The sequence below is a fragment of the Nocardia transvalensis genome (assembly GCF_015477765.1).
In the GTDB taxonomy this organism is placed as follows: Bacteria; Actinomycetota; Actinomycetes; order Mycobacteriales; family Mycobacteriaceae; genus Nocardia; species Nocardia transvalensis_A.
Genome location: NZ_JADLQQ010000019.1, coordinates 47672 through 72315 on the forward strand (window position 1 = coordinate 47672; position 24644 = coordinate 72315).

Here is a 24644-nt window from a genome sequence, read left to right on the forward strand (position 1 = left end):
GATCAATCGGCGGGTTCGGCGGTGACGGTGATGGTGGTCCAGCCGCCGACATGGATGCGGTCGCCGTCGTGGAGGGGGACCGGGGTCTTGGCGGGGATGAGGTCGTCGCTGCCGTTGAGGCTGGTGCCGTTGGTGGAGCCGAGGTCGGTGATGGTGAGGCCACCGGGGTCGACGTGGATGCGGGCGTGTGAGCGGGAGACCCCGATGTCGACGGGGGCGATGCCCAGATCGATTTCGGGCAGCACGCCCTGGGAGACGCTGCGCTTACCGATCAGGAAATCGTTGCCCCGCAGAGTGATCCGGCGCGGCGGATAGTAGGCCGGGAATTCGACGCGGTCGGCATCCGGGCCCTTGCGTGCCAGGACGCGCTCGTAGAACTCCCGATCCGCGGTTACCGTGGCCACCCAGACCCGCTGGCCCGCAGAAGATTCCGAGACCGCCCCGGCACCGTCGGTTCCCGCGCTCACCCGGACGGTCTCGTCCGGCGCGGGCAATGCCGAATCGTGGCCGCACGCCTCGCAGAAGCGGCCCGCGATGGGTGCTCCGCACACCGGGCACTGCGCCGCCACGTCTATCGGCGGCGCCACCACCCCGATCGGGGAACCGCAGACGTCGCAGTAGTCGGTGGCCGCCGACGGATGCCCCTCGGGACAGGTGATCATGACGGATCCTTCCGCACCCGAGCCGTTTTCGTCGATCGGGCGTCGAGGGCCCGCTCGTCGAAGGCGTCGACGGTGCGCCGCAACCGCACCGTGCCGGTGCCCTCCTCCACCTCGACGACCTTGCGTAACAGCTTGGCAGTGTTGTCGTTTCCGGATTCGTTCGCGAGCACCACCGCGCGCTGGAGCTTCGCCGTCGCGGTATCCAGGTCGCCCTGTTCGCGCGCCGCCAACCCTTCCTGCACGACCTGCGCCAATTCGGCCTGGCCGGTGTAGTGGGCGACCCGGCGGCTGATGCGTGCCGACAGCTCGGTGTCGGTGGTCCACTCGGCCTTCACCAAGCCCTGGCCCACCACCTCCGCACCGGCGACCACACTGATCCGGGCGGCCAGCTTCTCGCGCCCGGCCGCGGCCGGTTCCACCCGCACCTGCAGGTGATAGTCGCGGTCCTCCGCACCCCAGGCACCCAGCGGATACTCCCCCACCTGCGGACCGACCTCGACGCGCCGATCGGTGAGATCCTCGATGGTCGGGGCCACCTGCTTCACGAACCGCACCGTGGCCCCGGCCGGTGTCCACACCCGCAGCGTCAGCTCCGGAATGGTCTTGGCCAGCGAGCTCTGCATCATCGCCCGGAAGTCGGCGGCCAGCTGCTCCCCCTCCTTCACCACATCCAGCGAGCCGTGCAGGGCCGAGGCAATCGAGCGCAGCTCGGCGACAACATAATCCGTCCCCACGCCGCGGCAGTCGCAGGTGAAATGTCCCTGGGACCTATTGATCTCCTCCGCCAGCCGCTCCGGCGACTCGTGCTCGTTCTTGCCGTCGGTGAGCAGAATGGCGTGCGCCATCGCCTGCGGGTGCTGCATCGCGACCTGCCGCGCCAGACCCAGCCACGTGCCCATCGCGGTGCCGCCGTAGGGGCGCAGCTTGTCCAGCTCGTGCCGGGCGGCCGTGCGGGACCGGCGGCTCGCGCGCTGCAGTGGACCGCGGCGCGGGTGCACCACCTTCGCCTCCGACGTGCCCTGCACGATGGCGAACAGTGTCCCGTCGGGCAGTTCGTCGAGCGCGGCCAGCGTGGCGCGGCGGGCCCCGGAGAACCGGTCGCCTGCGCCCATCGACCCAGAGCAGTCGATGATGATCATCTCCAGGCGTTCCGGCGGCGGCTCGGCGACCGCGAAATCGGCGCCCGCCTCCACGGTGACCACCGCATCGACGGTATCCGCGCCCTCGGCCAGATACCGATTCTGGTCCACGGCCACCGAAATGCCCTTGTTTGCTTGCGAACTCACCCTACTTCTCCTGCATGATCGGATACACCGGCGCGAGGGCCACGGTGATGTTGTCGCTCCCGCCGCCGCGCAGCGCGTAGTCGACGAGGTCGCGGGCGGCCTGCTCCGGCGGCGCGGCGGTGGCGACGGCGGCCAGCCCGGCCGGATCGGACAGGTAGTTCCACAACCCGTCGCTGCACAGCAGCAGCACACCCGGCCCGCGCACGCGCAGCGAGTGCACTCCGGTCTCGGCGGCGGTGTGGTCGGAGTCGGCGCCGAGCCAGCGCACCAGCGCATGGGCGCGCGGATCCCGCATCGCCGCGGCCTCGTCCATCGCCCCGGCGTCGACCAGCGCCTGCGCCCACGAGTCGTCGGAGGTGAGCCGGTGGGAGGGCGGGTCGCAGGCACCGGCACACAGCCAATACGCCCTGCTGTCACCGACATTCGCGACAGTGATCTCGAATTCGCCGGTACCGCAGGAACGCAGCACGGCCGAGACGTAGGTGCACGAGGGAGAGTGCCCGTCGGCGGTGGACACCTCGCGCACCGCCTGGAAGGCCGCCTCCAGCCCGCTCATGACCGCCTCGGTGGCGGTGCGGTCGGCCGCCAGCGCGGTCAGGCAGGCGTCCACGCCGCTGCGGGCCGCCGCGCCGGAGGCCGCCTGCGGATCCTCGGAGGTGGACACCCCGTCACAGACGGCGATCACAACCGCGGGGGCGTCGGCGTCGTCGAGCACCGCCGCGGCGACGGCGTCCTCGTTGCGGGCGTGCGCCTTGCCGCGATCGGTGACCAACTGCACCGCGCCGAGGTCGGCACTGCAGCGATCGGGCGGACGGCGCAGCGCGCCGCAGGCCACGCAGTAGCCGTCGGCATCGAATTCGGTTGCGCCGCAGCCGTCGCACGGCGCGGCCGGATCGATCGCGAGTTCGGGCAGGGCGGCACGGCGGATCGCCAACTCCCGCCCACATCCCTCGCAGAAGCGGTCCGATACGCGGATCGCGCCTCCGCAGCCCGGGCACGCCGCGGCGCTCACAGCGTCGTCCTCGGGCGCACCGCGTTGGCGCGGTCCACCAACTCGAAGCGGGCCCACATGTCATCGGTCTCGTGGGCGAGGTCGCGATAACAACGCTCCAATCCGGTACGCACGCCCTCGGTGTCGAAATCACGGCCCAGCAGCGGCTCGCGACGAGCGGCGGTGTGTCCCGCCGACAACCAGTCCAGCGCGGCCGCCAGCACGCGCAGGCGTACCTGGGCCGCACGATGTTTCGATTCGATGGTGAGCCTTTCGATCCGGCCGCCGCACTCCCGCAGCAGCTCTTCGGTGAGATCGGCCGTATCCCGCTCGCCGAGCAGGGTTTCCACGGCCGCGATGCCGGCCTCGGTGTAGAGCGCCGACGACGACTGCACCTGGTCGAGGATGGCGACGGCGCCGTCCCGCTCGCCCGCGGCCCGGCGCAGCCGAGCCAGGCCGAAGGCGGCGCTCACCCAGGCGCGATCGGTGCGCCAGACGATGCGGTAATACCGTGCCGCCCTGGCCTTCTCGACGGCCGGGTCGATGCCGCCGCGGCCGTCGTGTGCGGCCAGTTCCGCGGCCACCGCCACCGCGAGCTTCGGCGCGGCCTCACCGGGCATGGCGCTGTATACGGCCTCGAATTCCGCGGCGGCGGAGCCGTATTCGCCGTCCAGCAATCGCGCCTGGGCGCCGTACCAGGCCAGTCGCCAGTCCTCGCCGAGGGTCGTGGACAGTTCGTCGATGCGGTGCTGTGCCTCCCCCGCGTCCCCGGCCTCCAAGGCCGCGCGGATCAGGCGCAGCGGGATCTCCACCGACTCGGCGGAGCCGGTCACCACCGCGGTCCCGGCCGCGAAGGCGGGTTCCAGTTCGGCGACCGTCGTGCCGCCCGTCGTGGCCAGTAGAGCGGCGCCGCTGTCGGTGGGATCGACGAGTGGGACCGGAAGCGCGGCGAGCACGCGGCGGGGATCGCCGGTCCAGTCGTCGTCCACGCCGAACACCCCGCGTGGCGGCCCGAAGGCGATCGACAGTCCCGGCCGCGGCGCGTCGTCCTCGGCGGCGAGCACCTCGCGCAGCACGCCGGTCAGCTGGTCGGCCATCTCCTCCATCGACGTGAAACGCGCCTTCGGGTCGGCGGCGGTGGCGCGCAACAGGAACCGGTGCAGCGAGTCGTGCGTGGCCAGCAGCGGTTCGGCGGCCGGGCCCGGCAGTTCGGCGAAATGGCCCTCGCGCTGCGGCACGTTCATCATCAGCACCGCCAGCGTGCGGCCGACCGTGTACACCTCGCTCGCGACCGTCGGCCCGGTATCGGCGATTTCGGGCGCCTGATATCCGACGGTGCCGTAGATGGCACTGTCCTGATCGTCCATCGCCATGACCGCGCCCAGGTCGATCAACTTCAGTTGCTCGTCGGTCTGCATCACATTGTCGGGCTTGAAGTCACAGTAGGCCAGGCCGAGCGAATGCAGATATCCCAGGGCGGGCAGCATCTCCAGCACGTAGGCGATGGCCTGGGCGGGCGGCAGATACGAGCCGTCGGCTTCGCGGCGGCGCCGCAACAGCTGCTTGAGCGAGACGCCCCCGACGTACTCCATCACGATGTAGTCGACCGGGACGCCATCGGATCCGACGTGCTCGACGAAGTTGAAGATCTTGACGATATTCGGGTGCTCGACCTGAGCCAGGAAGCGCCGCTCGGTGATCGCGGCCGCCTTCGCCTCCGCATCGGCGGCATTCAACAGGCCCTTGAGCACCACCCAGCGGTCGTCGACCTTGGTATCGGTGGCCAGGTAGATCCAGCCGAGGCCGCCGTGGGCCAGCGGACCCACCACGCGGTACTGTCCGCCGACCAGATCGCCCGCGGTGAGTTTGGGCGAGAACGAGAATCGGGTGCCGCAGTGCGGGCAGAACCCCTCGGTGCGACCGGGCTTCCCCTCGCGCGGGCGCCCGACCGGGCGGTCGCACTTCGCGCAGAAGCGCTTGTGCTCCGCGACCTCTGGATCGGCGAGGACGGCCGATGCGGGATCCATGCGCGGCACGCGTGGCACCTCGACCATTCCCGCCCCGAGGCGGCCCCGGCGGGAGCGACCGGTCGTGGATCGAGTGCGCACCGATCTGGTCGTGCCCGTTGCGGCGGACTGGGTCGTGGCCGTGCGAGCGGATGAGCCCGCCGTGCTAGGGGCGGGCGCGGTGCCGCAGATGTCGCAGTACCCGTCGACAATGGTGCCCGCACAACCCGGCTCGGCGCAGTTCATCCCCGCCTCCCCGTCTTCTCCGCAATGGCCTGCTGATAATCGGCCACCGCGCGGGTGACCGCCGCCAGATCACACGGCCGCCGCGACAGCAGCCCCGTCGCGATCCTGTTGGACGACAGCACCTCTTGATCCTCACCGACCCCCAACCTCGCCGCCTTCGCCTGATACGCCGCCAACCGCCCCCGCAACTCCGTCCACCGATCCAACAGTCCCTGCGCCAACTGTTCGTCGGCCGTCGCGACCTCGATGGCCGCCGCAATGCGCAGTCTGAGATCCAGCAGCGCCATGGCGTCGGCCATCGACACGGATTGCTGCACGCTCGGTTCCGCCTGTGCCCGGGCCTCGGGTGCGGCCTTCGTGTCGGGGACGCTGGGTGGATGCGCCGCAAGGCTTTCCAGGCCGGCGCGCAGCGTCGGGCCGGGGTCCGGGTGGACGGGCAGCGGGGCTGTGAGGATCTTCCGTTCGGCCTCGGCGCGGGCCCGTTCGGCCCGTTCACGGATGGTACGCAGGTGGGTCAGGCGGACCCGGGTTTCCGCGATGGCCGTAGGCCAATCCGCGAGGAGGGTATGCAGTTCGGCGAGATTGTCGGATTCGCGGCGGATCCGGTCGGTCAGATCCGCAATGCGCGTGTCGATCTCGGCCGGGGTCAGGGCGAGCGGGTCGGTGGCCGAGCGGCTGAGCAGCTCGGCCACGGCGTCGGCGATGGCGCGCAATCCGGCTGTGGTGACGCCGAATTGATCGAGCTGGGCCTGCACGGGCGCCAGCCCGGACAAGACTCGGGTGTTGATCGCGTCGACCGCGTCGAGGAATTCGGCGATCCGCGGAAAGCTGGTGCGCATGCGGTCCAGGGTGTCGGCGATGCCGACGAACAGCACCCGCTCCTGCGGACCGGTGAGCGTACGCTCGGCCAGCGGGATCGGCACCCGCGACAGCTCGTGCGGCCGGTCGCGCAGCAGCCGGGTGAGTTCGGCCCGGTCGGCATCGGTCGGTTTCTGGCGGCGCGCACGGATCGCGCGCGCCTGCTCCAGGATGGACTGCAATCGTCCGAAGTCCTCCCACATCAGATCGAGCAACTGCCGCACCGGGCGCCACCGGCCCGCGGTGACACCCGCGGGCGGATAGCCGCGCAGCAGCGTCAGGCCCGGATGTTTGTCCAGTTCGAGCAGGGTGGCGGTGATCGCGTCGATTTCCCGGCCACGCAGCGCCAGTTCGTTGTCGATCTCGACGACCGTCAGGACGTGCATGGGCGGCTCACTCGCTGTAGCGCGGGGGCGGCGGCCCCGAGGCGGGGCCGAGCGCGGCGAGATGGGTGTTGTAGAGGCGTTGCCAGGTGCCGTCCGCACGGATCCGTTCCAGCACCCCATTGACGAAGCGCACCAGTTCCGGTGCGCCCTTGGGCACCCCGACCGCATACGATTCGCGGCCGAGCGGCGTGCCGACCACGTGGAGGTTGCGGTCCTGTGCGGCCAGGCCGATGAGGATCGGCTCGTCGGTGCTGATCGCATCGACCTGCCCCTGCTGCAGTTGGACCAGGCAATCGGTCCAGTTGGTGACCCCGTGCACGGTCGGTCGATCGGGCAGCGCGAACAGGCGCGCCGCCGAGGTGGCGCCGAAGGTGACACACACCCGTTTGCCGCGCAGGTCGGCTTTGTCATTGATCCCGGAGTTGCGAAGTGCCAGGATGCGTTGGGCCGCATGGTAATACACGGCGGAGAAGTCGACGTCGCGGCGGCGCTCACAGGTGACGGAGAAGGTGCGGACCACCAGATCCACCTGATTCTTCTGCAGGGCGGGCACCCGCTCGGCGGTGGAAACCGAGCGCAGTTCGATCAGGTTCGAATCCCCCAGCAGATCGCGGGCGATCTCCCGCGCGAGATCGATGTCGAACCCCTCCAGCTGCCCGGTGGCGGGATTGCGGAACCCGAACAGATAGGTGTTCTGATCGACACCGACCGTGACCCGGCCCTTCTGCTGGATGCGGGCCATCGCCGAGCCCGCGGGCATGGCGCCGGGCCCGGGTTGCGGCCCCGGGCGCAGGCTCGCCTCGGCATCGCAGTCGCCCTGCGGCGCGGGTGCCTCGGTGATCTCGGCGGCCTTCGGGGGCACGGGCTGCACCGCCGTCACGGGAGACACCGCCGGAACCCGCGCATCGGCACCACAGCCGGTCACCGATGCGACCATCGCGATCGCCGCGACCACCCACCGTGCCCGCCCGACAGTCACAGGAACTCCTTCAGTCGCGGCCACAGCCCGGCGACGACCCCGGCGGCCGCGAGCACCATCAGCACCAGTGTGCCCGCGGCCGCGCCGATCCAACTGTCCCCGGCCGCATCGATCTGCTCGCGCAGGTCCGTGCGGGCGGTGAGCAGGCCGTCGCGTAACGATTCGTCCAGTACGGCGAAGTGCCGCGCCGAGGAGTCGGGCCCGGCGCCGATCGCCTGTTCCACGGCAGCCCGATAGTCCGCCGCGTTGTATGCCTCGAGTTGTCTGCGGTGGCCATCGGCCCACTGGGAGAACTGCTGCCGCACGGAAGAATTGGGCGGCGCCACGGCCTCCAGCCGGGTATTCAACTGCCGGAGTTTGTCGTTGAAGTCGTTCTCGCTGTCGGTGGTGTCGCCGCGGGTGATCAGCTGCAGCGTCTCGTTCGTGCGGGCCTGCTGGGCGAAAATCCGTGCCTGAGCGACATTCTCGCTACGCGCGGTCGGTCCGCGCGGGCCGGTGTCGATCGCACCGCGGGCGACGACCGTCGCGACCAGGATCCACAGCAAGGCCAGCACCGCGGCGGACGCGGCGAACACTACTCCCGGATTGAACCGGCGATTGGTGCGCTGCAACAGGATCCGCGAGGCACCGACCGCCACGGCGATCACGAGAAAAAGCAACGCCGACGCAAACCAGGGCGGCCGGGTGATGGCCCGCTGATCGTCGCGCACGGCGGCGAGCCGCTCGGCCGTCAGCCGGGCCGCGTTCGGCAGCAACGAATCCTGCATCACCCCGGACGCCTCGCGCAGATACGCCGAGCCGACGGGGAGACCCTGCCTGTTGTTTGCCCGCGCCGACTCCACCAGGCCGGTGTAGGCGGGCAGCTCGGCGGCGATGCGCGCAACGATGGTGCGGGTCTGCGCATCCCCGGCACCGGCCGTCGCGGTGGCCAGCGCATCGGCGGCATCCGCGAGAGCCTGCTGGTATTGCGCTCGCATCTGCGGCGATTCGATACCGCCGGACAGGAATGCGGCGGCGGCGGAGGCGTCGGCGGTCGACAGCGCGACGTACAGTCGCTGCGCCGCGTCGGCCAGCGGTTCGGACCGCTGCAGTGCCGCATCGCGGCGAGCGGTCTTGCCGCTCAACTCGTTCGCGCAGACCAGAGCCGAGATCAGGCACAGCGCAACGGCCGTGACGGCGAGCGCGACCAGCACACCGGGCGTCGTCGCGGCGAAGCGCCGCACCCACTCCGCCCCGTCGCGGGTCGCCGCCGGTGCGCGAACTCCCACGCTCCCTCCCCCTCCTCGACCAACCGCGAGGCACCCGCACCACGGGGGCGTGCCGGAGCCTCGAACGCGATCGTACGGGAGCGGAATTCGGTTTGCGCTGCGATGACGGACGCGGATGCGATCGAGTTCTGTGTGCACGAAACCGAGACCGAAAGGGTAGGCGTTCGCGATCAATTCGGCCCCGGCCGTCGCGGATGCGGCGTGGAGTTTCGAGCTGTCTTCTCGAGTCCAGAATCGCGGCTCGCCCTCCATCCACGAGTGCCTGGTGAACGATGCCTTTCCTCGACCGCCGTGAAGCCGGCCGCCGGCTCGTCGAACGTCTACGGGCGTTCAGCGGCCCGGATACGGTCGTGCTCGGCCTGCCGTGCGGCGGCGTGCCGGTGGCCTATGAGGTGGCCACTGCGCTGCGTGCGCCGCTGGATGTGGCGGTGGTGTGCAAGCTGGAGGTACCCGGCCGTCCCCGGATGGTGTACGGCGCGGTCGCCGAATGCGGCGTGCGGGTGGTCGACGACGATCTGGTGGTGCGGGCGTTCATCACACCGCCGGAACGGGCACGGCTGGAGCGCGACGCCCGAGAAGCCGTGCTGCGCAGGGCCGCTCGCTTCCGGAGCACCCAGGCGCGGCTGCCGGTGGCCGGGCGCACCGTGATACTGGTCGACGACGGTGTCGCCAGCGGCGCCACCGCCCGGGCGGCCTGCATGCTGGCGCAGGCCCGGGGCGCGGCGCGGGTGGTGTTCGCCGTGCCGGTCGGATCGTGCCGGCCGATCCGGGCCCTCGCGGCCGACGCCGACAACGTCGTCTGCCTGGAGACACCGGCGCTGTTCCACACCATCGGCCAGTGGTATCGCAGCTTCGATCCGGTCACCGAGGCGACCGTCTCCCAACTGCTGGAACGCGCGGCCGAACAGCTGCACACGCCCCCGACCCAGCCGATGCGAGTGCATCGCGAACCACCGGGCACCGAACCGACGACGCTGTCCACGCGCTGACCGCATCGGCGGAACATGTTCTAGACACCCGACCGACCGTGTCTTATCGTCGAGACATGGTGGGCGATGTGTCTCACGCGGTTCGGTTCGAACTGCGGTCCGGTGCGAGCTGGCGCGATCCCTGGACCATGTATTCGCAACTGCGCGACCATGATCCGGTACATCGCGTGGTTCCCGAGGGGCGCGAGCACGAGGACTACTACGTGCTGTCCCGATACGCCGATGTGTACGCTGCCGTGCGTGACCCCGAAACCTTCTCCTCGGCACAGGGTTTGACCGTCGACTACACCGACCTCGGCGCGATCGGGCTCGGCGAGAATCGGCCCTTCGTCCTGACCGACCCGCCCGACCACACCGCCTTCCGCCGCCGCGTCGCGAAGGGCTTCACGCCGCGGCAGGTGCAGGAGATCCGGCCCGCCGTCACCGCTTTCATCGCGGACCGTCTCGAGCGGATGCGCGCCGAGGGCGGCGGTGACATCTCCGTCGAGCTGTTCAAACCGCTGCCCACGATGGTCGTCGCGCATTACCTCGGAGTGCCCGAGGCGGATCGGCCGAAGTTCGACGAATGGAGCGAGGCCATCGTCGCCGCCTCCGCCACCGGGGGCATCCAGCACGCCCAGGATGCCGTCGGTGAACTGTCGCAGTACTTCACCACCATGATCGAGCGCCGCCGGCTCGAGCCCACCGACGACACCATCTCGCATCTGGTGGCCTCGGGCCTCGGCGCGGACGGCGACGTCGGCGGCCTCCTGCGGATCCTCGGCTTCGCCTTCACCATGATCACCGGCGGGAACGACACCACCACCGGAAACCTCGGCGGCGCAGTGCAATTGCTGACGCTGTATCCGGGCCAGCGGCGGCGGCTGCTCGACGATCCGAGCCTGATCCCCGGCGCGGTCGACGAATTCCTGCGACTCACCTCCCCGGTGCAGGGCCTGGCCCGGACCACCACCCGCGATGTGGAGATCGAGGGCGTCACCGTTCCCGCCGGGCGACGGGTGCTGCTGCTGTACGCATCGGCCAACCGGGACGAACGCGAATACGGCCCGGACGCGGCCGAACTCGATGTCACGCGCACTCCGCGCAACATCCTCACCTTCGGCAACGGCAACCACCACTGCCTCGGCGCCGCCGCGGCGCGCATGCAGGCCACCATCGCCCTGCAGGAGCTGCTGTCCCGCTGCCCCGATTTCACCGTCGACATCGACGGGGTCCGCTACGCCGAGGGCAATTATGTGCGGTGGCCGGTGAATGTGCCGTTCCGGGTGGCAGCGTGAGCTGGGCCGAATCTCGTTCGCTGCGGGCGGGGGAACGCATTCTCGATGCGGCGGCCGCGCTGTTCGCCGAACGCGGGGTCGCCGCCACCCAGATGGCCGATATCGCCAAGGCCGCGGGCTGCTCGCGGGCGACGCTGTACCGCTACTTCGACAGCAGGCAGGCGGTGCAGGCGGCCTTCGTCCATCGCGAGGCCCGCCGGGTCGCCGCCGCCGTGGCGGGCGAGATCGCCGCCCTCACCGATCCGGGCGAGCGGGTCGTCGCCGGTGTGCTGGCGAGCCTGCGGGCGGTGCGCGCGGACCCGCTGCTCATCGCGTGGTTCCGGCCCGGCGATGCCGGTATCGCCCTCGGAATCGCGCAGACCTCCGAGGTGATCGAGGCCATCGCGGGGTCGGTGTTCGGGCCGGGCACCGCAGGATCCGACGATGCGAGACAGCTGGCGCGGTGGCTGACCCGCATCATCGTGTCCCTGCTGACGGTTCCGGGGGTGGACGGCGACGAGGAGCGGGCCATGCTCGAACGGTTCGTCGCACCACTGATCAGCCCGGCCCGCGCCTGAGTTCGCGATCGGGCTTGCGCCGCCGCCGATCGGCCTGGAGGGTGAGAGCATGGATTCGCTCATCATGTCCGCCCGTGATATCGAGTTCCTGCTCTACGAGTGGCTGGACGTGACCCGCTTCACCGAACGCGACCGCTATCGGGAGCACTCCCGCGAAACCTTCGACCAGGTGCTCGAGCTCAGCCGCGACCTGGCCGAGAAGTATTTCGCGCCGCACAACCGCGACGGCGATCTGCACGAGCCCACCTTCGACGGCGAGAAGGTGCACATCCTGCCCGCGGTGAAGCAGGCCCTCGACGCCTTCGGTGGCGCGGGGCTGGTGGGCGCGGCCATGGACGAGCGGGTGGGCGGCATGCAGCTGCCGCATACCGTCTTCACCGCCTGTATGGCGTGGTTCTATGCGGCCAATGTAGCCACCACGAGCTATCCGATGCTGACGATGGGCAATGCGAATCTGCTTGCCTCCCATGCCACTCCGGAGCAGATCGAGCTGTTCGTGCGGCCGATGGTGGAGGGCCGGTGGTTCGGCACCATGGCACTGTCGGAACCGCAGGCGGGCTCGAGTTTGGCCGATATCACGACGAAGGCGGTGCCGCAGGACGACGGCACCTACCGGGTGTTCGGGCGCAAGATGTGGATCTCCGGTGCCGATCACGAGATGTCGGACAATATCGTCCATCTCGTGCTTGCCCGCATACCGGGCGCGCCGCTGGGCACCCGCGGGATTTCGCTGTTCATCGTGCCGAAGTACCTGCCCGGCGCGGACGGCTCGGTGGGGGAGCGCAACGACATCGTGCTCGCCGGGATCAATCACAAGATGGGCTGGCGTGGAACCGTCAATACCGCACCGGTTTTCGGCGACGGTGCCTTCACACCGGGCGGGGCGCCGGGTGCGGTCGGCTATCTCGTCGGCGAGCCCCACCGCGGGCTGAGCTACATGTTCCACATGATGAACGAGGCCCGGCTGGGGGTGGGCCTGGCGGCGACCGCGCTCGGGTACACCGGGTATCTGAAGTCGCTCGACTATGCGCGCAGCCGTCCGCAGGGGCGGCCGGTCACGGCGAAAGGTCAAGACACACCCCAGGTTCCGATCGTGCGCCATCCGGATGTGCGGCGGATGCTGCTCGCGCAGAAGTCGTACGTCGAGGGTGCTCTCGCGCTGCAGCTGTACTGCGGCACCTTGATCGACGAACAGCGCAGTGCGGCAAGCGAATCCGAATACGCCAGGGCAGGTCTGCTGCTGCGGATACTCACGCCGATCGCCAAGAGCTGGCCGAGCCAGTGGTGCCTGGCCGCCAACGACCTCGCGATCCAGGTGCACGGCGGCGCCGGTTACACCCGCGACTACGACGTGGAACAGCACTACCGCGACAACCGGCTCAATCCGATCCACGAAGGCACGCACGGCATTCAGAGCCTGGATCTGCTCGGCCGCGCGGTAGTCGCCGACGACGGCGCGGCCCCGGCCCTGTTGATGGAGACGATCGGCGCCACGGTCGGCGCGGCCCGCGCCACCGCCGACGCCGAGCTGGGCGACTTCGCCGACGCCCTCGCGAGAGCGACCGGCCGCATCGCAACCACCACCGCCACCCTCTGGAAGGGTGGCGACCCGAATCTGGCGCTGGCGAACTCCGCCGCCTATCTGGAAGCCTTCGGCCACGTAGTACTCGCCTGGATCTGGCTGTCCCAAGCGGTCGCCGCCCACGGCCACACGGGCTCGTTCTATGAGGGTAAACGAGCCGCAGCCCGCTACTTCTACAACTGGGAACTCCCCCGAACCACGGCCCAGTTCGACCTCCTGGACTCCCTCGACCGCACCACCCTCGACCTCGACGACACCTCTCTGTAACCCTGCTGCCCGGCCTGGCGGCCGGACAGCAGGGAAGCGTGAGGCCCTCTAGCCGGGCCAAGAGCTACCGGGCCTCGCTCTCCCGCCACCGGGCCTCGCTCTCCCGCCGCCGGGCCTCACTCTCCCATTGGCGGGCCCCGCTCTCTCACCGCCGGGCCGCACTCTCCCATTGCGGAGGTCTTTTGGTTCCCTGTCGTCCGGCCGCCAGGCCGGACGACAGGGTCGGCGTTTCCGGTGAAAGTATTTGGGAAATCACAGGGTTAGAGAGTCGCAGGGGTACCGGTCTACTCCCGCTGACGCCTCGTCCCGAAGCCGAATCCCGCGAAGGTGCTGGAACCCCAGGGGTCGGGGGTGGGAGGGGTCGCGGGGCGGGACAAATCGAAATACATTAAGTGTTAAGGTGATTCGACGTTCACCGACGCGGGGGCAACGACGCCAAACCGTACGCACAGTTGGCTTGAAGTTCACCCGTAGGCGGAACCCATGGATCTTCTCAATCCGATAGACGCTATCTTCCTTGCGGCCGAATCCCGCGAACATCCTATGCATGTCGGCGGTTTGCAGCTGTTCGAACCGCCCGCGGATGCGGACCCCGACTTCCTTCGGTCGATGTATGCCGAGGTGATGGCGACGACCGAGGTGCGTCCGCGTTTCCGCAGGCAGCAGCGCCGGATTCTCGGCAACTTCTCCAGTGTCGTCTGGTCTCATGCCGACCGGATGGATCTCGGCTATCACGTGCGCCGCTGCGCATTGCCCGCACCCGGCGGGGATGCCGAACTGCTGGATCTGGTGGGGCGCCTGCATTCGGCGCTGCTCGACCGGCACCGCCCGCTGTGGGAGGGACGGCTCATCGAGGGGCTGGCCGGGGGTCGGTTCGCGATCTACATCAAGGTCCATCACGCCCTCATGGACGGCGTGTCCGCGCTGCGGCTGCTGCAACGCACTCTCACCGAGGATCCGCTCGACACCCGACTCCGCGTGCCGTGGACGCTCGGCCCGGCGGAGCGCGAGCCCGAGGAGGGTGAAAGCGTGTGGGAGCAGCTGCGCAAGGCGGCGCCGCGCCTGCTCACCGGGGTCGGGGCGACCGCGACGGCGTTGCGAGCGGTGACCGAGGGGCGGCTGGAGCTGCCGCTGTCGGCACCGTCGACGATGTTCAACGTGCCCATCGGCGGGGCGCGCAGCGTGGCGGTCGGGTCGTGGCCGCTGGATCGCATCCATGCCGTGCGCAGTGCGACCGGCACGACCGTCAACGATGTCGTGCTCGCCCTGTCCGCGGCCGCGTTGCGCGCCTATCTCCTGGAGCGAAATGCGTTGCCGGACAAGCCGTTGACCGCGATGGTGCCGGTGAATCTGCGCAGCAACGCCGAACCCGATTCCGACGGCAATCAGGTCGCCGCGCTGCTGTGCAACCTGGGTACCGATATCGCCGATCCGCTGCAGCGGCTGCAGACCATCAGCGCATCCATGCGCCGGTCCAAGGAGGTGTTCACGCAGCTGCCTCGACTGGAGGCGATAGCGCTGTCGGCCCTGCTGATGTCGCCGCTGCCGCTGGTGTTCGTGCCGGGTTTCCAAGCGCTGCCGCGAGTTCCGTTCAATCTGGTGATCTCCAATGTGCCGGGCCCGCGCAAGCCGGTGTACGTGCAGGGGGCACGGCTGGAACGCAACTACCCGCTGTCCATCCCGTTCGACGGCCAGGCCATGAACATCACCGTGACCAGCACCGCCGACAACCTCGACTTCGGCATCGTCGGGTGCCGCCGCTCGGTGCCGCAGCTGTCGAATTTCATCGGCCATATCGATACGGCACTGCGGGACCTCGAACGCGCCACGGCCTGACGGAGAGGCGTGAGCTGCCCTTTAGGGTGGTTCGGTGGATATTCAGTGGCCGCAGCTGCGGGAACGGTGCCGGATCGAGGAGGACGAGGCGATCCTCGCGCTGAACAAGCCCGCCGGAATCTCGGTGACCGGCGAGCGGCACGACACCGATCTGGTGGAGCTGGCCGCCGCACACGGGGAGACGCTGTACCCGGTGCATCGCATCGACAAGGTGACCTCCGGTCTGGTGCTGCTGGCCAAGGACCTCGCCGCTCACGGGCAGCTCACCCGGCAATTCAACAAACGCACCGCGGACAAGACCTACGTGGCGATCACCGCCTCCACAGGTCTGCCCGACCACGGCGTCATCGACCTGCCGCTGAGCGTCGGCCGTAAGAACCGGGTCCGCATCGCGGCACCCCGCGACAAGATCACCCGCACCGGCGACACCTGGACGGTCGCCGCCGACGACCTGCTGGCCGGAAAGAACTACCCGTCCCGCAGCGAATTCACCACGCTGCTGCGCACCGACACCCATACGGTCCTGGCCGTCCGCCCGATCACCGGCCGCCGCCACCAGATCCGCGTCCACCTGGCCTGGATCGGCCACCCCATCACCGGCGACCCCTTGTTCGACAAATCCACCACCCACCCCCGCACCTACCTGCACTCCTGGCAACTACACCTGCAGGCTCCCTGGCGAAGCGGCGAGCCCGACCTCCGACTCGAGGCCCCACCCGGCCCCGACTTCTGGACCCTCGCAGGCACCCCCCTCACCCCCGACCCCACCGCCCTCCTCGCCACCTTCCACGACCGACACACACTGCCGGAACAGCATCAGTCACCTGCGGACACGTAACCGATAGCCGCCGCACAGGCGAGAATCACCGCGCCGCACACCGCAAGCGCGATCCACGACGGCGAGACGATCCGATGAGCGGCATCGGATACGGCACCGGCGTAGGCGACGCCGATGCTCATGCCGAGCTGGCGACTGGTCGAGACCACACCACTCGCGGCGCCGGCATCCTTACCCATTCCGACGACCGCCGTGGCGGTGATCGGCGCGTTGACCAACCCGAATCCGGCTCCGAACAGTGATGCGACCACCACGACCGACGCAAGGCCGCCGGCCCCGAAGATCAGCAACGTCGCTGCCGACAGGCCGACCGCCACACCACCCGAGGCCAAGGGGGCAACAACCCCGAACCGCGCGACGGCTCGACCACTGAGCGAGGAGAAAACGAACGTGCCGACCGCGATCGGAACCAGGTGCAGCCCAGCCACACTGGGACTTCGGTCCAAGCCCAGCTGCAGATAGATCCTGGGCTGGCTGGTGACGATCGTCCAGCAAATCGAGCGAATTCCCGCGGTACTGCAGGCGGCCGCCGAGGCCGAACAATTGATTCGCCTCGGTATTCCGCCCGGCCTGCCGCACCGCTGGTTCAAGGCCTTCCGTGCGGCGCTGGACCAATCCGCCCCGCACCTCGAGCTCTCACTCCACGAAGCGACGAGCGAGCAACAGCGCCGACGGCTACAGCAAGGAACAATCGATATCGGCCTGATCCATCTACAGCCGCCGGAATTGCACTCGCAACTGGTGCTCACCCAACAGTTCGGTTGTGCCGCACCCCCGACGTCGCCGCTGGCAAACCGGCAGCGGATCACCTGGCACGACCTGGACGGACTGCGCGTGATGGCCCACTCCCGACAGGAAAACCCCAGAGAGGAAGTGCAACTACAGGCGGCGGCCGACGCCGCAGGAGTACAGATAACCTGGATTCTCCGCAGTTTCTCCGAACACAGCGCCCTCATCGCCGACAGCGTCGACGCACAGGCGGTCATGATGAGCGAGGCGTCCGCCCGACGGCACTTCCCCACCTGGCGGTGGCTACCGATGGACCGAGCTCACGACATCGATGCCGCGGTGAACACCTGGGCCGTCTGGCTGGATCCGGACCTGCACGGCCTGCCCGAGGTACGAGGCGCCATGGCGGCCGCCACGACCCATACCCGCCGGTTCTACCCGGTGGCGGGTGTCATGCAGACGTGGTAGCCGGTGGGGATCTAACCTGGATTGTGCCGCTTATGGGCAGGTATGGGCGCAATGGCGCGGTTCCCACGAGAAAGCGAAGGCCATGATTCTGTTGGCACAGCTCAGCGACACCCACTTCGACCTGCGTGCGCACAACACGGAGCGGGTGGAGCGGGTCATGGGCTATCTGGCCGAGCTGCCTCGCAAGCCGGACGCGATCCTGGTCACCGGGGATATCACCGATTCCGGCAAGGTCGAGGAATACGAGGAGGCCAGGGCCGCGCTGGTGGCCGACGTGCCGCTCTGGGTGCTGCCCGGAAATCACGATGACCGGGGCAATCTGCGCGAGGTGCTGTTGGGCGAATCGCCCTCCTATGCGCCCATCAACCGGGCATTGCGGCTGGACGGGCTGACCGTCGCGCTGCTGGATTCGACGATTCCGGGCGAGGGCGGCGGCGAACTGTCCGACGACACCTACGCCTGGCTGACGGACCTGCTGCGGGACACGCCCGCCGACACCGTGGTCCTGGTCGCCATGCATCATCCGCCGTTGCCGATGTACAGCACCGTCGTCGATCCGATCCGGCTGGCCAACCCCCAGCGGCTGGAGCAGATCGTCGCCGACGACGACCGCATCATCGGCGTGCTCACCGGGCATATGCATGCCATGGGTGCCACCCAGTTCGGCGGGCGACAGCTGGTGGTCGCGCCCAGCGTGGCCTCGCTGATCGGCGGCGAATGGGAGGTCGGCGCCCCCGGCCAGGTGCCGATCGACTACGCCCCCGACCCGTCGCTGATCCTGCACACCATCGACGGGCGTCGGCTCACCTCGATCCTCCGCTCGGTGCCGATGGGCGGCTGGATCGGCGTGCAGCCCAAGTGATTCACGCGCGCACCGCCGGGCCGGGTGCACGTTCGCGTCGGTAGGCCGACGGTGTGGTCCCGGTCCAGCGCTTGAACGCGTAGATGAATGTCGACGCCTCGGCATATCCGAGCCGGATCGCCACATCGCTCACCGAAAGCGGTGTGGCGGTGAGCATTTCCTCCGCCAGCGCCCGGCGCACCTCGTCGAGCAAGGCGCGGTAGCTGGTACCCGCGGCGTCCAGATGGCGGCGCAGCGTCCGGGTGCTCATATTGAGATCGCGTGCGACGGCGTCGATTCCGGGCGGTGCCGCGAATCCGTCGACTCCCCCGCGCGGCACCAGTCGCTCACGGACCTCGGCCGCGATGCCGGTGCGGGCGCGGCGCCGGTGCACCAGATCCTGGCACTGTGCCAGGCACATGGCCCAGGTATGCCCATTGGCCTGCGGGAGCGGCTGTTCCAACACGGCCGGATCGAGTACGAACAGGTTCTGCGGCCGCCCGTAGCGTGGTCGCACCCCGATGATGTTCGCTATGTCCTCGGCGTATTCCGGTTCCGGGTAATCGAATTCGGCTCGCACCAGCTCCGGTCGATGCCCGAGCAGATCGGTCAGTACCTGATGCATGGCCAGCACATCGCGTTCGACCAGGAACCGCCGCACATCCGGCGGCACCAGCTCGTCGTGGATGTGAGCGACGAATTCCCCTGGCTCCGAACGGATCACCGGAATACAGAAGGTGAAACTCAACTCCAAGTAGCGCAGCGCGAACGAGATCGCCTCGCCGAGCGTGGGGCTCGAGACGCAGGCGAAGCCGAAGATGCCGAAGGTGGTGATGCGGTAGCGGCGGCCCACCTCCACACCCAGCGCAGGACGTTCGGCCCCCAGCGCACGCACCAGATTGCGGATCACCGCCAGCTCGGTGTGCGCATCGATCTGGGCGTCCGGGTCGGCCAGGGCGCGCTCGGTCAGACCGGTGCCGCGCAGCATGCGGGTCGTCGGCACGCCGCGGTCACCGGCATAACCCACCATCAGGGCCACGCTCGCCACCCCACGCGGGAAATCCCAGTTCCGGACCCCCGGCTGCTGCACCGTTGCCATCCCCCGATTATGGCCGAAAATGTCGATCACGTCCGGCGGCTCTCCGTACAGTGGAGTACAGGGGACGAATGTGAGGAGCACCACATGTCCACGACAACGCCGTCGGTCATCATCATCGGCGCCGGATTCGGCGGCCTCGGCATGGCGATGGAGCTGCAGCGCCACGGCGTCGACGATTTCACGATCCTCGAGCGGGCCGCCGACCTGGGCGGGGTGTGGCGGGAGAACACCTACCCCGGTGCCGCCTGCGATGTGCCCTCACCGCTGTATTCGTTCTCCTACGAGCCCAAGCCGGACTGGCCGCACCGGTACTCCGGGCAGTCCGATATCCACCGCTACCTGCGCGAGCTCGCCGTCAAGCACCGGTTGCTCGATCGCATCCGGTTCGAGTGCGAGGTCACCGAGGCCGCCTTCGACGAGACCACGGGCCGCTGGACCGTCCGCACCACCGGCGGCACGGAGTTCACCGCGGACGTGCTGGTGCCCGCGGTGGGCCAGCTGTCGCGCCCACGGCTGCCGGATATCCCGGGGCGCGAACGATTTCGCGGCCCGTCGTTCCATTCGGCGCAGTGGGATCATTCCGTCGAGCTGTCCGGCAAACGGGTGGCGGTGATCGGAACCGGGGCCAGCACAATACAAATAGTCCCGGCCATTCAACCGCGGGTCGCCCACCTGACCGTGTTCCAACGCACGGCCGCCTGGGTGGTGCGCCGCACGGACCGGGAGTACCGGCCCATCCATCACGCCCTGTTGCGGCACGTGCCGGTGCTGCGCCTGGCCCAGCGGCTGTGGGTGTGGCTGTTCGCGGAGTTCTTCTCGCTCGGACTGGCCTCGGTGCCGCCCATTCGGCGAATCGTGACCTGGCTGGGCCACCGCAGCCTGCGCCGCGATGTGCCCGATCCCGTGTTGCGGGCCAAGCTGACTCCCGACTATCCGGTGCTGTGCAAACGGGTGCTGTTCTCCAATGAGTACTATCCGGCGCTCACCCAGCCGAATGTGGAGGTCGAGACCGCGCGCATCGCCGAGATCGTGCCCGAGGGTGTGCGCACCGCCGACGGCGTGGTGCACCCGGCGGATGTCCTCATCTTCGCCACCGGCTTCCAAACCACCGAATTCCTCTGGCCTATCCGGGTATTCGGGCGAGACGGGCTAGAGCTGGCGAAGGTGTGGGCCCAGGGCGCCCACGCCTATCTGGGCATCACGGTTCCCGGCTTTCCCAATATGTTTCTGCTCTACGGCCCCAACACCAACCTGGGCGTCGGCTCCATCATCTACATGATCGAATGCCAGGCCCGCTACACCCGCAAGGCCCTGACCTACCTGTCCACCCACCCCGGCCACGCGATTGATGTAAAACCCACTACCGCAAACGATTTCGATAAGCACATCCAGCGCCGGCTGCGCCGCACCCCTTGGACGGCCTGCTCGAGCTGGTACCGCACCGCGTCCGGCCGCATCACCAACAACTGGCCGGGCACCGTGACCGCCTACCGCCTGCGCACCCGCAAGCTCGACCCGAACGACTACGACCTCCTCCCCGTAGCCTGAACGGCCCTGCCTACCAGGACAATTCGCCGCAATGGCGGGCCGAGTCGGGGGACTCTATCTGGAGGGTGGCGTGTTCGATGCGGAAGCCGTCGCGCAGGATCCGCTGGGCCGAACGGAGTACGTCGTCGCCGTCGCCGCCGGCTTCGGTGGCCAGATGGGCCGAGGCGACCTCCATTCCGGAGGTGAGCGTCCACACGTGCAGATCGTGGACATCGGACACGCCCGGCACGGCCTGCAGGGCGGCGGCGATCTGTTCGACGTCGAGGTCTTCGGGGCTGTGCTGAAACAGGATTCGCAGCGAGCGCCGCGCCAGCACCCAGGTGCGCGGCAGCACCCACAGCCCGATCGCCACACCCACGATCGGATCGGCGTAGGGCCAGTGCGCGAGCAGCGTGATCACCGCCGAGACCAGCACGCCCAGCGAGCCGACCAGATCCGACAGCACCTCCAGGTACGCACCGCGCAGATTCAGGCTCTCCCGCGCTCCCGACCGCAGCAGCAGGAAGGCGGTGGTGTTGGCGACCAACCCGATCGCGCCGACGATCAACACGGGCAGCCCGGGCACGACGGGCGGCTCGCCCAGCCGCCGAATCGCTTCGTAGAGGACATAAGCCGCCACGGCGAACAGCAGCAGCGCATTCGCCAGCGCCGCCAGCACCTCGGCCCGGTAGTAGCCGAAGGTGCGCGCATAGGTGGGCCGGGTCCGCTTGGCCAGCAGGACCGCCGACAGCGCCATCGACAGCCCGACCACATCGGTGAGCATGTGGGCGGCATCCGACAGCAGCGCCAGCGATCCGGTCGCCGCCGCGACACCCACCTCGGTCAGCAGATACGCCACACCGATGCACAGCGCGAGCACCAGCCGGTTCAGATACCGGCCCGAGGCGCTCTCCGGCGCGGCGGCATGTCCGTGATCATGACCCACACCGTCAAGTTATGCACAAGATCTATGAACTGCCGCGCAGACACGGCCGATGCGCCCGGGTCGGGACCGCGACCGGTTGCGGCCTGGCAGACTTGATCCGTGACCGCTCCACCCGACGCCGGCGCCGCGCCGTCGATCGTCCACGGCCCGCTGCGTCCCGTCGAACTCGCCACCGGAGCGGTCCTCGGCGGCGTGACCGTCGGACTGGTCACCCTCGGTCACGTGATTCCGCTGGCCGCCGCACTGAATCTCGTCGCGGCCGTACCGCTCGGCCTGCTCGCGCAGCGCTACCGGCTGCGCGCCACCCTCACCGCCACCGTTGCCACGTCCCTGGTCACCTTCGTCGCGGCCGGGCTGCTGCCCGCGGTGGCCGTGGCCGGTGCGGCGACGATCGGCGGCATCATCGGCACGGTGAAACGCCGCGGCGGCGGCCTGCCCGTGGTCCTGGGGCTGTCGACCGTCGCGGGCGTGGTGTGGGCGGCGCTGCCGCTCGGCTTCCTGCTGCTGTTCGCCGCGACGCGGGAGTTGGTCTTCGACAACGTGCGCAACACCGCGCACGGCATCCAGGAGCTGGCCGCCCGGCAACAGCAGCTCGAACCGCTCGGGCGGGCGGTGAACGACGCCGCCGACCTGATCCTGCGCTGGTGGTGGGCGTTCATCGGCGGTGGCGCATTCCTCGGAGTCGTTGTCACCGCGCTGTTTTCGTGGTTCGTGCTCGGCTCGGTCCTGGACCGGCTCACCTGGCTGCCCGGGCGCGACCTGCTGGCCGCGCCGCCCGATGACAGGCCCGTCGGCCCGCTGCCGGTGACCTTGCGCGAGGTGTCGTTCCGCTATCCCGGGGCGCGCACGGCCGCACTGGCCGGAATCGATCTCACCGTGCGGGTGGGGGAATTCGTGGCCGTGGTGGGTCACAACGGTTCCGGCAAGTCGACGCTGACCCGGGTGCTGGCCGGACGCCCGCCGACCGATGGCACCGTGGAACGGCCGGGTTCGGCCGGACTCGGTCTGCTCGGCGGCACGGCGTTGGTGCTGCAGCGGCCGGAGAGCCAGACCCTCGGTGTGCTCGTCGCCGACGATGTGGTCTGGGGCCTGCCCCCGGAGCTGGCCGCGCAGGTCGATATCGAGGCCCTGCTGCGCGAGGTGGGCCTGGACGGGCTGGGTGGCGCCGAGACCGCGTCCCTGTCCGGCGGCCAGCAGCAACGCTTGGCCGTGGCCGCCGCTCTCGCGCGCCGGCCCGCGCTGCTCATCGCCGACGAGGCCACCTCGATGATCGATCCGCAGGGCCGCCGCGAACTGGTGGCGCTGCTGGCCGAGTTGCCCCGGCGCCACCCGATGGCCGTGCTCCTGGTCACCCATCACGAGGCCGATGCCGAGGCCGCCGATCGCGTGGTACACCTGGCCGGTGGGCGACAGGTGGATCGGCTGCCGGCCTGGCCGCGGCCGGTGCGCGATCCGCGGCGGCGCCCGATGGGCGAGCCGCTGCTGGAGCTGCGCGACGTGCGCCACACCTACAACCGTGGGACACCGTGGGCGGCACCGGCCCTGCACGGTGTCGATCTGGCGGTGCGGCGCGGCGAGGCGCTGCTGATCGTGGGCGGCAACGGTTCGGGTAAGTCGACGCTGGCCTGGATCATGGCAGGGTTGATCACACCCACCGCAGGCCGGTGCGAGCTGCGCGACTTCGCGGGCGCGCGCCCGGTGCACAAGCGAATCGGCGCGGTGGAATTGGCTTTTCAGCATTCCCGCCTGCAATTGCAGCGCCAGACGGTCGGTGCCGAGATCGAGGATTGGGGCGGGCACGGCACCGGGTCGGGTGCGGTCGGCCGGGCCTTGGACGCGGTCGGCCTGGATCGGGCCATGGCGTCGCGGTCCATCGAGGAACTGTCCGGCGGCGAGGCCAAGCGCGTGGTGCTGGCGGCGATCGTCGCCAGTCGGCCGCAGGTGGTGGTGCTCGACGAGCCACTGGCCGGACTCGATCCCCAGGGCCGGGCCGAGGTGGTGGAACTGCTTGCGCGGCTGCGGGATTCGGGCCTCACCCTGATCGTCATCTCCCACGATGTGGAGGATATGGCGGGCGTGTGCGACCGCGCGGTCCACCTGCGCTCGGGGCGGATCGTGGAGAGCCTGCCCGAATCCGCACCGGCGCAGACCGAGGACGCGACGGGAGGCGGACGATGAGCGTGGTGTTGCTGCGCGAGGTTCCGGTCGACAGTCCGGTGCATCGGCTGTGGGCCGGGACGAAGATGATTGCGGCGTTTGCGATCAGCGTGCTGATGATGATTCAGCCCACGTGGCCGGTGCTGGCCGTGTCGGTGGCGTTTCTGGTGGTGATCGGGCTGGCGGCGCGGCTACCGCTCGGGACGCTGCCGCGGCTGCCGTGGTGGTTCTGGGCGCTGATCGGCGTGGGGGCCCTGCTCAATATCCCGGGCGGCAGTGCGGCCGTGATCCGATACGCACAGATGACCCTGCTCGGCCTGATCCTGCTGACCACCTCGTTCCTCATCGCCTGGACCACGCCGCTCGGCGAGATCGCTCCGGCCCTGGCGAAACTCGGTGCGCCGCTGCGCAAGCTGCGGGTGCCGGTGGACGAGTGGGCGGTCGTGGTGGCGCTGACCCTGCGTGGGCTGCCGCTGTTGATGGAGGAGATGCGGGTGCTGCGCGCGGCACGCCGATTGCGACCCAGGGACTCCGCGCTGCAGTTGGCCACCGACAATCCGCTCGTCGACATTCTCACCGCGGCCATGGCGGTGTCCACCCGTCGCGCCGGGGAGTTGGGCGAGGCGATCACCGCGCGCGGCGGCACCGGACAGCTCACCGCACACCCCAGTGCGCCCGGGCGGCGGGATGCGATCGCGTTGGCGATGGTGTTCGCCGTCTACGCTGGCGCTGTCGCGATCGACATCCTGCTGTAGAGCAAACCCACCGGTCGGCCGAAATATCTTGTGATACCCGCGATTTCGGGGTCTCGGCGGCGCCGGTGAAGGTACGGTTACGTTCGAGAGTTGG

General features: G+C 69.4%; 21 protein-coding genes. 11 read left to right on the top strand and 10 right to left on the bottom strand.

What is annotated here, in order from left to right:
- Positions 1-2: 2 nt before the first annotated feature.
- The 7 genes from IU452_RS37245 to IU452_RS37275 are packed head-to-tail and all read right to left on the bottom strand — an operon-like array spanning position 3 to position 8682.
- Positions 3-662, bottom strand: a complete 660-nt coding sequence (locus IU452_RS37245; protein ID WP_195113974.1) for an FHA domain-containing protein — start codon at positions 660-662, stop codon at positions 3-5.
- Positions 659-1948 (bottom strand): VWA domain-containing protein, encoded by a 1290-nt coding sequence (locus IU452_RS37250; RefSeq protein WP_324193035.1) that lies wholly within the window; start codon positions 1946-1948, stop codon positions 659-661. Before IU452_RS37250 ends, IU452_RS37245 begins: the two co-directional genes overlap by 4 nt.
- Position 1949: 1 nt before the next feature.
- Positions 1950-2960, bottom strand: coding sequence for a PP2C family serine/threonine-protein phosphatase (locus IU452_RS37255; RefSeq protein ID WP_324193036.1), 1011 nt, complete (start codon positions 2958-2960; stop codon positions 1950-1952).
- Positions 2957-5191 carry a serine/threonine-protein kinase gene (locus tag IU452_RS37260; protein ID WP_195113975.1) on the bottom strand — a complete coding sequence of 745 codons (2235 nt, stop codon included), beginning with the start codon at positions 5189-5191 and terminating at the stop codon, positions 2957-2959. Before IU452_RS37260 ends, IU452_RS37255 begins: the two co-directional genes overlap by 4 nt.
- Positions 5188-6435: a hypothetical protein gene (locus IU452_RS37265; RefSeq protein ID WP_195113976.1), complete on the bottom strand. Its 1248-nt coding sequence runs from the start codon at positions 6433-6435 to the stop codon at positions 5188-5190. Before IU452_RS37265 ends, IU452_RS37260 begins: the two co-directional genes overlap by 4 nt.
- 7 nt (positions 6436-6442) lie before the next feature.
- Positions 6443-7414 carry a glutamate ABC transporter substrate-binding protein gene (locus IU452_RS37270; RefSeq protein WP_324193037.1) on the bottom strand — a complete coding sequence of 324 codons (972 nt, stop codon included), beginning with the start codon at positions 7412-7414 and terminating at the stop codon, positions 6443-6445.
- Positions 7411-8682: a hypothetical protein gene (locus IU452_RS37275; protein WP_324193038.1), complete on the bottom strand. Its 1272-nt coding sequence runs from the start codon at positions 8680-8682 to the stop codon at positions 7411-7413. The genes IU452_RS37270 and IU452_RS37275 overlap by 4 nt, the downstream gene beginning before the upstream one ends.
- 272 nt (positions 8683-8954) lie before the next feature.
- Between IU452_RS37275 and IU452_RS37280 the strand changes: the two genes are divergently transcribed.
- The 6 genes from IU452_RS37280 to IU452_RS37305 all read left to right on the top strand — a co-directional run bounded on the left by IU452_RS37280 (position 8955) and on the right by IU452_RS37305 (position 16028).
- Positions 8955-9671: a phosphoribosyltransferase gene (locus IU452_RS37280; protein WP_195113977.1), complete on the top strand. Its 717-nt coding sequence runs from the start codon at positions 8955-8957 to the stop codon at positions 9669-9671.
- A gap of 56 nt (positions 9672-9727) precedes the next feature.
- On the top strand, positions 9728-10948 hold the full coding sequence (locus tag IU452_RS37285; RefSeq protein ID WP_195113978.1) for a cytochrome P450: 1221 nt from the start codon (positions 9728-9730) through the stop codon (positions 10946-10948).
- Positions 10945-11505 carry a TetR/AcrR family transcriptional regulator gene (locus tag IU452_RS37290; protein ID WP_195113979.1) on the top strand — a complete coding sequence of 187 codons (561 nt, stop codon included), beginning with the start codon at positions 10945-10947 and terminating at the stop codon, positions 11503-11505. The genes IU452_RS37285 and IU452_RS37290 overlap by 4 nt, the downstream gene beginning before the upstream one ends.
- A 49-nt stretch (positions 11506-11554) precedes the next feature.
- Positions 11555-13354: an acyl-CoA dehydrogenase gene (locus tag IU452_RS37295; protein ID WP_195113980.1), complete on the top strand. Its 1800-nt coding sequence runs from the start codon at positions 11555-11557 to the stop codon at positions 13352-13354.
- Between the two features lie 483 nt (positions 13355-13837).
- Positions 13838-15190 carry a WS/DGAT/MGAT family O-acyltransferase gene (locus IU452_RS37300; protein ID WP_195113981.1) on the top strand — a complete coding sequence of 451 codons (1353 nt, stop codon included), beginning with the start codon at positions 13838-13840 and terminating at the stop codon, positions 15188-15190.
- 34 nt (positions 15191-15224) lie between these two features.
- Entirely contained in the window at positions 15225-16028 is an 804-nt protein-coding gene (locus IU452_RS37305; protein ID WP_195113982.1) for an RluA family pseudouridine synthase, read from the top strand.
- Here IU452_RS37305 and IU452_RS37310 read toward each other — a convergent pair.
- Positions 16007-16456 carry a hypothetical protein gene (locus IU452_RS37310; protein ID WP_195113983.1) on the bottom strand — a complete coding sequence of 150 codons (450 nt, stop codon included), beginning with the start codon at positions 16454-16456 and terminating at the stop codon, positions 16007-16009. The genes IU452_RS37305 and IU452_RS37310 overlap by 22 nt on opposite strands.
- A gap of 49 nt (positions 16457-16505) precedes the next feature.
- Between IU452_RS37310 and IU452_RS37315 the strand changes: the two genes are divergently transcribed.
- A complete protein-coding gene (locus tag IU452_RS37315) occupies positions 16506-17225 on the top strand; it encodes a LysR substrate-binding domain-containing protein (protein WP_195113984.1) in 720 nt (239 codons plus the stop codon).
- Positions 17226-17307: 82 nt separating this feature from the next.
- A complete protein-coding gene (locus tag IU452_RS37320) occupies positions 17308-18087 on the top strand; it encodes a metallophosphoesterase (protein ID WP_195113985.1) in 780 nt (259 codons plus the stop codon).
- 1 nt (position 18088) lies between these two features.
- On the opposite strand, the gene IU452_RS37325 is transcribed toward IU452_RS37320, so the two are convergent.
- Positions 18089-19165, bottom strand: coding sequence for an AraC family transcriptional regulator (locus IU452_RS37325; RefSeq protein ID WP_195113986.1), 1077 nt, complete (start codon positions 19163-19165; stop codon positions 18089-18091).
- An 84-nt stretch (positions 19166-19249) separates the two neighbouring features.
- Here IU452_RS37325 and IU452_RS37330 point away from each other — a divergent pair, with 84 nt between their 5' ends.
- On the top strand, positions 19250-20713 hold the full coding sequence (locus IU452_RS37330; protein WP_195113987.1) for a flavin-containing monooxygenase: 1464 nt from the start codon (positions 19250-19252) through the stop codon (positions 20711-20713).
- A gap of 10 nt (positions 20714-20723) precedes the next feature.
- Here IU452_RS37330 and IU452_RS37335 read toward each other — a convergent pair whose 3' ends face one another.
- Entirely contained in the window at positions 20724-21638 is a 915-nt protein-coding gene (locus IU452_RS37335; RefSeq protein ID WP_195113988.1) for a cation diffusion facilitator family transporter, read from the bottom strand.
- Positions 21639-21737: 99 nt separating this feature from the next.
- Here IU452_RS37335 and IU452_RS37340 point away from each other — a divergent pair, with 99 nt between their 5' ends.
- Together IU452_RS37340 and IU452_RS37345 are read left to right on the top strand one after the other, a co-directional pair.
- Positions 21738-23816, top strand: a complete 2079-nt coding sequence (locus IU452_RS37340) for an ATP-binding cassette domain-containing protein (RefSeq protein WP_195113989.1) — start codon at positions 21738-21740, stop codon at positions 23814-23816.
- Positions 23813-24550, top strand: coding sequence for an energy-coupling factor transporter transmembrane component T family protein (locus IU452_RS37345; RefSeq protein ID WP_195113990.1), 738 nt, complete (start codon positions 23813-23815; stop codon positions 24548-24550). The genes IU452_RS37340 and IU452_RS37345 overlap by 4 nt, the downstream gene beginning before the upstream one ends.
- The last annotated feature ends 94 nt before the right edge of the window (positions 24551-24644 follow it).